Source organism: Pseudomonas sp. TWP3-2 (assembly GCF_049897765.1).
In the GTDB taxonomy this organism is placed as follows: domain Bacteria; phylum Pseudomonadota; class Gammaproteobacteria; order Pseudomonadales; family Pseudomonadaceae; genus Aquipseudomonas.
In genome coordinates, this window is record NZ_JAFCWW010000004.1 from 329,258 (window position 1) to 342,344 (window position 13,087).

10 protein-coding genes and 1 pseudogene are annotated in these 13,087 nt (G+C 58.5%); 4 read left to right on the top strand and 7 right to left on the bottom strand.

From position 1 onward, the window contains the following. The first annotated feature begins 13 nt into the window (after positions 1-13). Positions 14-991, top strand: coding sequence for a 2-hydroxyacid dehydrogenase (locus ACP7EE_RS09050; protein ID WP_426234275.1), 978 nt, complete (start codon positions 14-16; stop codon positions 989-991). A gap of 142 nt (positions 992-1,133) precedes the next feature. Here ACP7EE_RS09050 and ACP7EE_RS09055 read toward each other — a convergent pair whose 3' ends face one another. The 5 genes and pseudogenes from ACP7EE_RS09055 to ACP7EE_RS09075 all read right to left on the bottom strand — a co-directional run bounded on the left by ACP7EE_RS09055 (position 1,134) and on the right by ACP7EE_RS09075 (position 6,830). After that, entirely contained in the window at positions 1,134-2,321 is a 1,188-nt protein-coding gene (locus ACP7EE_RS09055) for a pyridoxal phosphate-dependent aminotransferase (RefSeq protein WP_426234276.1), read from the bottom strand. A gap of 41 nt (positions 2,322-2,362) precedes the next feature. Beyond that, a complete protein-coding gene (locus ACP7EE_RS09060) occupies positions 2,363-2,911 on the bottom strand; it encodes a methyl-accepting chemotaxis protein (RefSeq protein ID WP_420649212.1) in 549 nt (182 codons plus the stop codon). 309 nt (positions 2,912-3,220) lie between these two features. Beyond that, positions 3,221-3,988: pseudogene (locus ACP7EE_RS09065) on the bottom strand (MCP four helix bundle domain-containing protein); the annotation flags it as partial. Between the two features lie 333 nt (positions 3,989-4,321). Beyond that, positions 4,322-5,464, bottom strand: a complete 1,143-nt coding sequence (locus ACP7EE_RS09070; RefSeq protein ID WP_426234277.1) for a glycerate kinase — start codon at positions 5,462-5,464, stop codon at positions 4,322-4,324. 244 nt (positions 5,465-5,708) lie between these two features. Beyond that, entirely contained in the window at positions 5,709-6,830 is a 1,122-nt protein-coding gene (locus tag ACP7EE_RS09075; protein ID WP_426234278.1) for a sugar diacid recognition domain-containing protein, read from the bottom strand. Positions 6,831-7,001: 171 nt separating this feature from the next. Here ACP7EE_RS09075 and ACP7EE_RS09080 point away from each other — a divergent pair, with 171 nt between their 5' ends. Together ACP7EE_RS09080 and ACP7EE_RS09085 are read left to right on the top strand one after the other, a co-directional pair. After that, positions 7,002-8,312: an MFS transporter gene (locus ACP7EE_RS09080; RefSeq protein ID WP_426234279.1), complete on the top strand. Its 1,311-nt coding sequence runs from the start codon at positions 7,002-7,004 to the stop codon at positions 8,310-8,312. Between the two features lie 208 nt (positions 8,313-8,520). Then, positions 8,521-8,745 (top strand): hypothetical protein, encoded by a 225-nt coding sequence (locus ACP7EE_RS09085; RefSeq protein WP_426234280.1) that lies wholly within the window; start codon positions 8,521-8,523, stop codon positions 8,743-8,745. 302 nt (positions 8,746-9,047) lie between these two features. Here ACP7EE_RS09085 and ACP7EE_RS09090 read toward each other — a convergent pair whose 3' ends face one another. After that, positions 9,048-9,413, bottom strand: coding sequence for a DUF6124 family protein (locus ACP7EE_RS09090; protein ID WP_426234281.1), 366 nt, complete (start codon positions 9,411-9,413; stop codon positions 9,048-9,050). Between the two features lie 365 nt (positions 9,414-9,778). Further along, on the bottom strand, positions 9,779-11,734 hold the full coding sequence (locus ACP7EE_RS09095) for an Ig-like domain-containing protein (RefSeq protein ID WP_426234282.1): 1,956 nt from the start codon (positions 11,732-11,734) through the stop codon (positions 9,779-9,781). A 255-nt stretch (positions 11,735-11,989) separates the two neighbouring features. On the opposite strand from ACP7EE_RS09095, the gene ACP7EE_RS09100 reads away from it, so the two are divergent. Continuing rightward, the gene (locus ACP7EE_RS09100; RefSeq protein WP_426234283.1) at positions 11,990-13,003 is read left to right on the top strand and encodes an aldo/keto reductase; all 1,014 of its coding nucleotides are present in this window, start codon (positions 11,990-11,992) and stop codon (positions 13,001-13,003) included. Positions 13,004-13,087: the final 84 nt, after the last annotated feature.

Genomic DNA, 13,087 nt, shown 5'->3' on the forward strand with positions numbered 1-13,087 from the left:
AGAGGTGCCCGCGATGAACAAGCAGGTTGTGTTGTACAAAAAACTGTCGCCGGCGCTGATGGCGCGGCTGCAAGAACAGTTCGACGTGACGCTGATCGAAAGCCTCGACGCCGATGGCCTGATGAAGCTGCGTGATGCCCTGCCCGGCGCCCACGGTCTGCTCGGCGCGAGTCTGAAACTGGATGCAGCGTTGCTTGATCTGGCGCCCAGGCTGGAAGCGATTGCCAGCGTCTCGGTGGGCGTCGACAACTACGACATCGACTACCTGACCCGGCGCAAAATCGCCCTGAGCAACACCCCGGACGTGCTCACCGAAACCACTGCCGACACCGGTTTCGCGCTGATTCTGGCCAGCGCCCGGCGTGTGGTAGAACTGGCGAACATGGTGCGCAACGGTCAGTGGCAACGCAACATCGGCCCGGCGCACTTCGGCACCGATGTGCATGGCAAGACGCTGGGCATTATCGGTATGGGGCGGATTGGCGAAGCGCTGGCGCAGCGTGGGCATTTCGGCTTTGGCATGCCGGTGATTTATCACAGTCAGTCGCGTAAACCGGCGGTTGAGGAGCGTTTCGATGCGCAATACCGCAGTCTTGAAGATTTGTTGCAGCAGGCAGATTTCGTTTGTCTGACCTTGCCGCTGACTGCGCAGACTGAAGGTTTGATTGGCGCGGAGCAGTTTGCGTTGATGCGTCCGGAAAGCATCTTCATCAACATCTCGCGCGGCAAGGTTGTCGATGAGGCGGCGTTGATTGACGCACTGAGTAATGGGCGGATTCGCGGGGCCGGGCTGGATGTGTTCGAGCGCGAACCGTTGAATCAGGATTCGTCGTTGTTGCAGTTGGATAACGTGGTGGCGACGCCGCATATGGGTTCGGCGACGCACGAGACGCGTGAAGCGATGGCGCGTTGTGCGGTGGAAAATCTGTTGGCGGCGTTGAGTGGGGAGAAGCCTGCGAATCTGGTGAATCCGGCGGCTTGGCAGGGCTGAGATTCGCGGTGTCTGTTCTGGCCTCATCGCTGGCAAGCCAGCTCCCACAGGGATTTGTGTTGTTCACAAATCATATGGACACCAAGGAAACTGTGGGAGCTGGCTTGCCAGCGATGGCGCCAGCACTGTCACCACAAAAACATCAAGCACTCCGAACCTGGAGCAACTGCGCCGCACACAGCGCTATCCGCGCACAGGCATCCGCCAGCTTCACCCGATCCACCACCAGCCCGATGCGAATATGCCCCGCCGCACTCGGCCCGAACGCTTCCCCCGCCAACACCGAAACCCCATACCCCTCCAGCAAGCGCTCCGCAAAATCCTGCGCTCCAAGCCCGGTTTCGCGCACATCGACCATCACGAACATGCCGCCATCGGGCTGGATCGGGTACAACCCCGGACAGCCGCGCAAGCGCTCGCACACCAGATCCCGACGCAGCCGATATTCCTCGCGCATCTGCGTCACTTCCGGAAGATCTTTTTCGAACGCCACCTGCGCGGCTTTTTGCACAAAATCCGGCAGCCCGAACAACATACTCAGTGACAGGTTTACCAAATGTTCGGCCAGGGTTTTCGGCCCAATCACCCAGCCGATGCGCCACCCGGTCATCGCATGGGATTTCGACAGACTATTGATAGTCGCAGTACGCTCGGCCATGCCCGGCAAACTCGCCGGGCTGACGTGTTCGCCTTCATAGAGGAGGTCGCTGTAAACCTCGTCGCTGATCAGCCACAGGTCATGGCGAATGCACAGCGCAGCCAGTTCCTGCCAGATCAACAGCGACAAACTCGCGCCGGAGGGATTGTTCGGACTATTGAGCAACATCGCCCGAGTCTTGGATGTGATACGCGCCGCAACATCCGCCGGATCCACGCGAAAACCGTTTTCCGGGCGCACCGGCACCGGAATCACGCTTGCCCCGCACGCGCCGAACACGCCTTCATAGGTGACATACATCGGCTCGGCGACAATCACTTCATCACCCGGATCGAGCAAACATTGCGCCACCGAATACACCGCGCATTGCGCGCCCGGCAGCACGATCACATGCTCGGCATCGACGACCTGACCGCTGCGCCGCTGATGGCGCTCGGCGATGCGCGTGCGCAGCTCAACCCGGCCGCGTACTTCGGAATAATGCGTGTCGCCAGCCAACAGACTATCGATGGCGCCGTGAATGATCGGCAACGGCGTATCGAAATCCGGATCGCCCACCGACAGCAGCAACACATCGATACCTTGTGCACGTAACTCCAGCGCCCGGTCATGAATCCGCCAGGCCGCTGCACCCTCCCCGGCAATACGTTGGGTCAAGGCTGAAAAGCGCATGTACGTCTCCTGATCGCGCGGTGTCCAGCCTTCACCCTAGGTCAAATCACAAACCGCGCCACCATCGCATTCAAATCCACCGCCAGGCGCGACAGTTCGTGGGTCGCGGCGCTGGTTTGATTGGCGCCGGCGGCCGATTGCGTGGCGAGGTCGCGGATGTTTACCAGGTTGCGATCGACTTCGCGCGAGACCTGCGCCTGTTCCTCCGAAGCGCTGGCGATTACCAGATTGCGCTCGTTGATCTGGTGAATCGACTGCGTAATCTGCTCCAGCGCGACGCCGGCAGCGCGGGCCATTTCCAGCGTGGATTGGGTGCGCTGGTTGCTTTGCTGCATCGAGTTGACCGCTTCGCCGGTACCGTTCTGGATGCCGGCGACCATTTTTTCGATTTCCTGAGTCGACTGCGCGGTGCGATGCGCCAACGCGCGCACTTCGTCTGCGACCACGGCGAAACCGCGCCCGGCTTCACCGGCACGCGCCGCTTCGATCGCGGCGTTAAGTGCCAGCAGGTTGGTCTGTTCGGCGATGGCGCGGATTACGTCGAGCACTTTGCCAATGTCGCGACCTTGTGCAGCGAGGCCTTCGATCATTTGCGCGGTGTTCTGCACGTCGTGGGTCATGGTCTGGATCGCGTCGACGGTTTTCACCACTTGATCGCGACCTTCGCGCGCGGCGTGGGTCGACTGGTTTGAGGCTTCGGAGGTTGACACGGCATTGCGCGCGACTTCTTCCACCGCTGCGGTCATTTCGTTGACGGCGGTGGCGGCTTGTTCGATTTCATTGTTCTGCTGTTGCAGACCACGCGAAGCTTCTTCAGTCACGGCGCTGAGTTCTTCGGCAGCGGCACCCAGTTGCGTGGCGGAACCGGCAATCTGTTCGATGGTTTTGCGCAGATTGGTCTGCATTGCCGACAAGGCTTCGAGCAGGCGCGCCGGCTCGTCGTTGCCATCAACCTCGATGGCTTTGGTCAGGTTGCCGCCAGCAATGGTTTGCGCAGCGAGCACGGCGCGGTTCAACGGGGTGACGATGCTGCGAGTCAGCAGCCAGGCCAGAAGAACGGTCAGCAATGCAGCGATCACGGCCACGCCGATGATCCCGGTGATGGCGCCACTGTATTGCTCGCCGGCATGATTCGACGCGGTTTTGGCGTCAGCAGCGTTGAACGCGATCAGCTTGTTCAACTGCTCGCCCATCTGATCGGTGCCGTCCTTGATGCGCGTGTTGATCAAGCTACGCATCTCGTCAACCTTGCCTTGGCGCGACAGCTCCAGCATCTGGTTTTGCGCTTGCACGTAGTTGTCCAGCGTGTTCGAGAATGTCTGATACAGCGCACGTTCTTCCGCGCCTGCCGGCAATGCCGCATAACTTGCCTGTGCACTGCGCACCTTGTCGACCAGCACGCCAATGCGCGTTTGCGCCTCCTGCAGAGCCGCCGGTTCGCGGTTGACCAAAACCCGGAACGAGAGAATACGCAAGCGCAGGACGTTTTCGGTGACCACGCTGAGCTGGCTGACGCTTGGCAGTTGGGTCTGCTCCATGTCGATGGAGGCCTGACGAATGACGCCCATGCGATTGACGGCGAAAACACCGAGGACAATCACCAGCAAGGCGATAAAGGCAAAACCGAGGAAGGCACGCGGCGCGATATTCAGATTACGCAAGGACATAGTTGGACTCTCGGATGATAGAAACTACGAGCGTCCCTGCCCTGATCACTGGCCCGTGGGGTGGGCTTCAGTCCGGCGTCACTGTTTCAGGAAGTCTTGTGTGCGCCTGTTAGCTGTATCGGCCAGGCTTGAGGAAATTCGCAGGTACAGATGAAATATTTTTCACGAATACAGCCATGAAACCCTGTGGCGAGGGGATTTATCCCCGTTGGGGCGCGTAGCGCACCCCCATCGAGACAACGCTGCAGGTCAGACCGACCGAGCGTGCACGTTTTACGACTGCTGCGCAGCCGAACGGGGATAAATCCCCTCGCCACAGGATATGCGCGCTGTTCAGTTGTTGCCGGTCGCTATGCGCCAGACCCGCGCAATGTCAGTCGCACGTTCGCGCAACAACCGCGGCACTTCTGCGCAGGCTTGTTCCAGAGTCATTGGGCCACTGGTGACCGCGAAAGCCGCGTCGATGCCGTGTTCGTAAAGCTCCTGATAACCCTCGCCCAAAGTACCGGCAATGACGATCACCGGCACGCCGTGTTGCTTGGCGATGCGTGCCACGCCGAACGGCGTCTTGCCACGCAGGGTTTGCGCATCGAAGCGCCCTTCTCCGGTAATGACCAGATCCGCGCCTTCGACTGCTTCGGCCAGGCCGACCAGTTCCGCAACCACCTCAACTCCAGCCTGAAACTGCGCGTCGAGAAACGCCTTGGCGGCAAAACCCAGGCCGCCGGCCGCACCGCTGCCCGGTTCGTCGCGCACATCTTTTCCCAGCGCCTGCGCACAGAGTTCTGCGAAGTGGCCCAGCGCCTGATCCAGTTGCTGTACCTGTACCGGCGACGCGCCTTTTTGCGGGCCGAAAATCGCCGAGGCACCGTGCGCGCCACACAGCGGATTGTTGACGTCGGCGGCGATGTCGAAACGCACTTGCGCCAAACGCGGATCGAGTTCGCTCAGATCGAGTCGCGCCAGTTGTGCCAACGCCAGACCACCGGGCACCAGCGATTGGCCTTGAGCGTCGAGCAACTTCACACCCAGCGCCTGCATCGCACCGGCTCCGCCGTCATTGGTGGCGCTGCCGCCGATGGCCAGAATCACCCGTTGTGCGCCGGCATCCAGCGCCGCGCGGATTAGCTCGCCAGTGCCGAAGGTGCTGCTGATGCACGCATCGCGTTGGGTCAGTGGCACCAGTTGCAGACCGCTGGCCTCGGCCATTTCGATGATCGCGGTGTGGTTGTGCGGCAACCAGCCCCACGCCGCATCAACCGCTGCGCCCAGCGGACCGCGCACCCGAGTGCGACGCAGTTCGCCTTCGCACGCGGCGAGAATCGACTCGACCGTGCCCTCGCCGCCATCCGCCATCGGGCACTTGGCGATTGTGGCGTGCGGCCAGACCTGCACCAGGCCCAAAGCAATGGCCTCGGCAACGCCTTGGGCACTCAGGCTGTCCTTGAACGAATCGGGGGCGATGACGATTTTCATGCGAATTCTCCAGTTCCAATGCTCCTCATCCTGCCAGTCGGCATGGGCATTGACGCCTGTCGGCTGCACAAATCGGGTTGGCGTTTTTTGTTCTTTTCTACAAAGGCGCTGGAATCGAGGCTGAATGTCCCGCCGCCATCTGGCAAGCCAGCTCCCACAGGGATCTTCAGCGAACAAAAAATTTGTGTACAACTCCAAACCCTGTGGGAGCTGGCTTGCCAGCGATGGCGGCCTCAAGAACACCTCACACAATGGAATCGGTTTGGGGCAGCAGTTGCACACCGAGATACAGCGCCAGCATCCCGTCCAGGCGCAGCGGATCGACCCCGCTAAGCTCGGCAATCCGCTCCATGCGGTAGCGCAGGCTGTTGCGATGAATCCCCAGCGCATCCGCACAGGCCTGACTCTGGCCGTCGTGCTCGCACCAACTGCGCAGCGTCGCCAGTAGCTGACCGTTGCTGTCCTTGGCGATGACCTTGCGCAGCGGCTTGAGCAACTCGTCAAGCGCATCATCATTGCGATGGCGCCAGAGCATCACCGGCAGGCGATAGCGCGTGAGATTGAGCAATCGCGAGCGCGGCAGCACTTCACGACCATAGGCCAGCAAATCCGCCACGCGCCGGTAACAGCGGCGCAACCCGGTCAGCCCATCAGCCTGCCCGCCGACGGCGATACGCAAGATGTTCCAGCCCAGACCGTCGAGCTTTTCCAGCAAGCGCTCATGCTCGATCGTCTGACTCGCCGGTCGACACCACAGCAGCGACGATTTCGCCGAACTCACGCACCAACTGTCCGGATAGCGCGAAATCAGCCACGCACTCAGCGCCTCGACCGTTTGCCCCGGTGCGTGCTCCAGACCCAACTCGAACAGATACGGCACTCGCGTCAGCTGCGGCTTGAGGCCCAATTGCTGCGCCTCATCCAGCAATCGCGGTGAATCGCCTGCTTCGGTCAGCAGCAACGCGAGCAGATCATCACAACGCTGACGCCGCCATTGCTGTTCAGCCTGTTGATTGCGCTGGCCGACGAGCATTTCGGCGGTCATGCGCACCAGCTCCGCGTAAGTGCGCAGCAGCTCCGGCTCGCCGGTGATGCCAAGAACGCCGATCAAGCGCTGATCGAGCAACAACGGCAAGTTGATCCCCGGCTGCACACCTTTCAAATGCACGGCGGTCTGCGCGTCGATCTCCACCACCCGGCCGTTGGCCAACACCAGTTGCGCACCTTCGTGGCGGGTGTTGATGCGCTCCGGTTCGCCGCTGCCGAGGATCAAGCCCTGGCTGTCCATGACGTTGACGTTGTACGGCAAAATAGCCATGGCCCGGTCGACGATGTCCTGAGCGAGGTCGTGATCGAGTTCGAACATAGCGGCGGGAATCCTTTTAAACAGGCGCGGACGGTTGGTCACCCGCACAGGGTCTGGCGGCAAACCCTGTGCTCAGGCACAAAGACAATCCGGCCACAGGTGGCCGAGACTCTCAGGGCGATCAACGTTACCCTTTGCATCGCAAAAAATCATAATAAAGAGAGAGCCGCTATGTCGCAGAGCGCCGCAGCTACCCAGACCATCGTTGACGATAAAAACGCCGTCTACAAACGCATCACCCTGCGTTTGATCCCCTTCATTTTCATCTGCTACTTGTTCAACTACCTCGACCGGGTCAACGTTGGATTTGCCAAACTGCAGATGCTCGACGCACTGAAATTCAGCGAAACCGTCTACGGCCTCGGGGCCGGGATCTTCTTCATCGGCTACGTGCTGTGTGGCGTGCCGAGCAACCTGGCACTGAGCAAATTCGGCCCACGGCGCTGGATCGCGCTGATGATGATCACCTGGGGCACGCTGTCGACGTGCCTGCTGTTCGTCACCACACCGACCGAGTTCTACACCTTGCGCCTGTTCACCGGCGCGGCCGAAGCCGGGTTCTTCCCTGGCGTGGTGTTGTATCTCTCGCAATGGTTCCCGACCTTCCGCCGAGGCCGGATCATGGCGCTGTTCATGTCGGCGATCCCGGTGTCCGGCCTGCTCGGCAGTCCGTTTTCCGGCTGGATCCTCAACCACTTCGCGGCCGGCCAGGGCGGCCTCGCCGGCTGGCAGTGGATGTTCCTGCTGCAAGGTATTCCGACGGTGATTCTGGGTGCGCTGGCGTATTTCCTGCTCAGCGACAGCTTCGCCAACGCCAAATGGCTGACCCCGCATGAGCGCGCAGTGCTCGAGGCGGATCAGGCTGAAGACTTGGCCAACAAACCGAAAACCACCACTGATTCACTGCTCGCGGTGTTCAAGAACCCGGCCATCTGGGCCTTCGGCCTGATCTACTTCTGCATCCAGAGCGGCGTGTACGCGATCAACTTCTGGCTGCCGTCGATCATCAAGAACCTCGGTTTCAGCGACAACCTGGTGATCGGCTGGTTGAGCGCCATTCCGTATTTGCTCGCGGCGGTGTTCATGCTGCTGGTCGGGCGCTCGGCGGATCTGCGCAAAGAGCGCCGCTGGCATCTGGTGGTGCCGATGTTGATGGGCGCTGTCGGTCTGGTGATCGCAGTGAATTTTGCCGCGAATCCGGCGATCGCGATTCTCGGTCTGACGATTGCGACCATGGGCGCACTGACCGGGCTGCCGATGTTCTGGCCGGTGCCGACGGCGATGTTAAGTGCAGGTGCGGCTGCGGGTGGGCTGGCGTTGATCAACTCCATGGGGCAGATGGCCGGGTTTTTGAGTCCTTATCTGGTGGGTTGGGTCAAGGACACGACCGGGTCTACGGATGCGGCTTTGTATCTGCTGGCGGGGGTTATTGTTGCTGGGAGTTTGTTGGCGTTGAGGATGACGCGGACGTTGCGGGTTTAAGCTTTAGCGTAGATACAGACACGGCCCTTTCGGGCCGTGTTTCTTTTTGGTCGCTCCCACGCACAGACTGGCAACGAGCAAAATGGGTAATGATCTGCTTCTCGACTCAATTTCGAAAACGTATAAAAACCTGTCAGAAATTACAGGTGTCTGAATTGTCGTTCACGCCGAAGCTGGTACTTCTTGAAGATCTCAAAGGAGTACGGCAATGAGCACTGATAGCAGCAGTTTTGGATTTGGTTCGCTTTATGAAATCACCACAGCCTCTGGCGTGGTGTCTGGAGTTGTGAAAGAAGCAGGTCCTGATGCTATTTCGGTTGGGCCGGATTTGATAGTTGTCCCGTACGAGGACATCCTCAGCTTCCAAAAGGTTGAAATCCGAGCAAAGATGCAAAGGGAAATTACAGCTTTGAAGCCGTCGTCGATGAAGTGAGGCTAAAGCCTGACTTATGGCCAAAAGACGCTCCGAATAAATCGGAGCGTTTGCTTTAGACACTGTCAATGCGATTACACAGAAACTGGTTTTTAGCAGTTTCAAAACATTCGGTGTGGCTGATATCCGCCCCCCTCACCCCAGCCCTCTCCCCCAAGGGGGCGAGGGGGAAAGGGAGCAGATCTCTATGCTTTTCAAAACCTGAGTTCGACTGGATATTTCAGGTCAATGTAGCTTATACATCCAACTCAGTCAGTCCCCTCTCCCTCCGGGAGAGGGTTAGGGTGAGGGGCCCTTGCCTTTCAACCAGGCACCGCCAACTCCAGATTATCCAACGCCCGGCTAACCGACAGCTCCCCCAACATAATCAACTGCGCAATCCCCAACAAAATATGCCGATGCGGCCCATCGACCAGTGCGGCGAAGTCGTTGGCCATGACTTTGGCCGAGGTCAGGGTTTCGCAGGCATTGGCCAGCAGTTCTTCGTTCTGAATGCCCGGGGCGATGATGTAGATGGTGTTGGGTTTGAGCAGCGGTTTTCGCGGGGCGAACGGATTGAGGTAATGGTCGAGAGCGCGCTCGGCGGCTTCGTGGAATTTCTTCGAATCCAGGGTTTCGTAGGGGAACGTTGTGTCGGTTTCTGGTGGGTTGGATGTTGGTTTGATCATGTTTGAATCTCCAAATCAGAAAAAAGGAGCCATCAAACTTCGCTACCAAACGAAGGGGTGGTGGCCATACACGGGTTGGTAGACCGGTGACTTGGAGAACCGGCGCGCTCGAAAGCGCCCCGCGCATGGCCACCATAAAAACACGAACGACCAGCGTCCCTATATGGCGAGTTGCGCAACTGCACAAGCCAGCGGATTCTGGCTTACGTGTAGGCAACGGCGCAAGGTTGTGTAGCCTGAGTGCGTGTCATGAAATGTCCCTTTAAACGGCAGGCTTAAACGTTTCGTTATGGCTGAAGTCGTACCTCCCATCACAGCCCCAGACGTCGGCAAAGAAATTCGTCTCGCCATCCAAGACATCGGCCTCACATGGGGACGAGGCACCAAGCAGTCCATACGTGCGGCTGCGTGACGGTATTAAATGAATAGTCTCCCCTTAAATATCCGTGCCAACGACCGAAAGTACCACACGTCCAAGTATGATCGGTACGGACCGGAGGTACGTAGGTTCGCAAGAGATCGCTTCTGAAAACGCCGTTATACGTATGGATCCCTCCAAGTGAGCGCATCCATTGTTCTGCTTCCATGGGTGTCAATCCAGTGGGACTGACTTCCAATTTGAATTTGTTGGTCACTGCAGCAAGGAAAGATAAAGTAGTGCCTTCCTGATCGGTCGCATAAATGGTTGCTACGCCACCTTTCAATCCGCTGACCTTACCGCCTGCCGTTACCGAAGCAGTCAAAGGATCCGATGACGCCCAGTCGATAGGTGGCACACCTCCCGTCGGCAAACGAAGCCCCGTATTGCCAATCGAGTCCTCACCTGTTTTAGCCCACCCATCCACCTTCACCGAAAATCCGTTCAGTTTCATCTGCGTCCGATCAATACTAAACGCCAACCGCTGAACCGCCCAAGGTTCCGACACCAGCTGATTCCCCTCCTTTTCCCGGGCAGTCAACACATGCAGCCCCACCGCAATCGATATCGCGGTGCTCGTCCATTTGTAATCAGTGCCCGTGCGGACTTCCTCGACAAACGTCGCACCATCAAAAATCTCCAATAGAGCGCCCGCCAGTGCCGCCCCTTGGAGGATTATCTTGTTGTGGGAAACGGGACCACCGTTCTCCAACTCAATGCCAGCCAGGTCTTTGGCCGAGGTTATGACCGGCGCCAGGATGACCCGCGCGCTCGCCACTCGAGATCGCGCGATGACTGTGTCTTCCCTTACTTGCTCGTAACTGACCCTGACCACGCTGTCGGCAATGACCTTGCCGTTGGGAATCATCAATTTCTGCACGAACGGGATGCGCACGACGGGGGCTTCAACTTCGTGCTCCACCGGCGCGCCGCCGGAGTTCGGTGCTGCCACATACTTCACCCGAATGACGTCATTCACCGCCCATGGCGGGCTCAGTACATGTACCTGGATGGTCAGGTCTTTGGCACCGAGTTTGTTCTTGTCAATGGTTTCCGGGGCATCATTGGGATCATCCGGATCTTCGGTGATATCAGGTGCCAGCAAACGCACACCCTGCATATCAACAGTTACTAACACGCGTCCCGACCATGGGCAATCCGGGTCAGGCCCATTGCCGACTTGATCGTCGACCGTGTAGTTGAAAACGGCCTGTGGATCGTCCTTGACCTGTTCAAGATCAGCTTTTGTCAATGTGAGACAAATTCGTAGGGGGGCGGCTGTCGGCGTCAAGGGCGCCTCATCCGCGGTAACCTTGCGGAATACATCATGGCCGTTGCAGTTCAGGCGAATGGTGTTAAATGCTCCACAATAGGTGTATTCGAAACAAACGTGTACACCTTGCTCGGCGCGATCCGCATCGATTCCATAGTCCAGCACATCCTGCGGGAAAATCAGCTTGAGCTCGGAATGCCCCGGACCACCGGGGACGCGATTCTCCTTGCCGGGCCGAATACCGTAATAAAGTACTCGCAGCGGTGGTTCGGAGGTGCCTTGGTTCTGACTGCCTCTGGTCACGGTGTAAGTCAACTCATTGATGATATCTGCACCGGATAACAGCTTGTTTTTAGGGATATACAGAATGACTGCATCATCCGTGGACTGGGTTTGAGTGCTGGCGATATTCAGTTCGCCGTTCAAATTCAGAGATACAGTGTCCAGCGGAGCTTGCCCATCGTAAGGATCGACCCTCACTTTTGCCCCCATAGGGGTCAGGTCGTAATAATTGATGGCAATGCCACAATCTGCCCCCACGACCGATTTGTTGCTGTCGACCGGATCGGGTGGATAGAGCACAAGCACGGCGTTGTCGCTATCTGGTTGTTCCAATGTTTCTGTGTTCATGGCAACGCTCCTGAGTCATCGGAAATCTCACCCAGATACTCTCTGGTCTCAAATGAAATAAGAGCTGATCCTGAAGTCCGTTCGCTACTGTCAGATCTGACAGTGGCGACAAGTGGTTGTCTGTTGTCGTTTGATGTCTGTGGCTAGAGTTTTTACCCCAACCTGACTTTCCGGTGCTTTCGACAAATCAGATTGCCCTCCACAACGCTTCTGGTATTTGATAAAAGCTTTCCCACCGACCAAAAGGATTTCGGCATGAGCTATCGCACACTGGGCCACTCGGGGTTGCAGGTGTCCACCCTGACCCTCGGCACGATGATGTTTGGCGAACAGACCAGCACGGAAGAATCGCTGCGCATCATCGACAAGGCCTGGGATCAGGGCATTAATTTCATCGACACGGCTGACGTCTACACCAATGGCCGCTCGGAAGAGATCGTCGGCGAAGCCATCGCCGGCAACCGGCATGAGTGGGTGGTGGCGACCAAAGTCGGTTTCGGTCCTGTGGACGGCGTGCCGAACCGCAGCGGTTTGAGCCGCAAGCACATCTTCAATGGTCTGGACGCCAGCCTGACCCGACTCGGCACCGACTATCTCGACATCTATTACCTGCACCGCGAAGACCACAACACCCCGCTTGAAGTGAGCATTTCGGCGATTGGCGATCTGATTCGTCAGGGCAAGATCCGTTACTGGGGCCTGTCGAACTATCGCGGCTGGCGGATTGCCGAGGTGATTCGTGTCGCTGACAAACTCGGGGTTGATCGCCCGGTGATCAGTCAGCCGCTGTACAACATCGTCAACCGTCAGGCCGAAACCGAGCAGATTACCGCCGCGCAAACCTATGGTTTGGGCGTGGTGCCTTACAGCCCGCTGGCCCGTGGCGTGCTCAGCGGCAAGTACGCGCCGGATGTCACGCCGGACGCCAACAGCCGCGCCGGGCGTCAGGACAAGCGCATTCTGGAGACCGAATGGCGGGTTGAATCGCTGCGCATTGCCCAGCAGATTCAGCAGTACACCGAAGGTCGTGGCGTCGGGATTGTCGAGTTCGCGATTGCCTGGGTGTTGAATAACGCTGCGGTGACCTCGGCGATTGTCGGGCCGCGCACTGAGCAACAGTGGGACGCGTATACCAAGGCGCAGCAAGTGAGGATTACTGCTGAGGATGAGGCGTTTATCGATTCGCTGGTGACGCCGGGGCATGCATCGACACCAGGATTCAACGATGTGAGTCATTTCGTGTCGGGGCGTAAACCGTATCGGAGCTGAAACATTCATGCGCCGGGGCGATTGAAAAAATGCTGCGACATCGCTGATAGCCGATACAATTCGCTTTTTTCATGGAATTGAGCG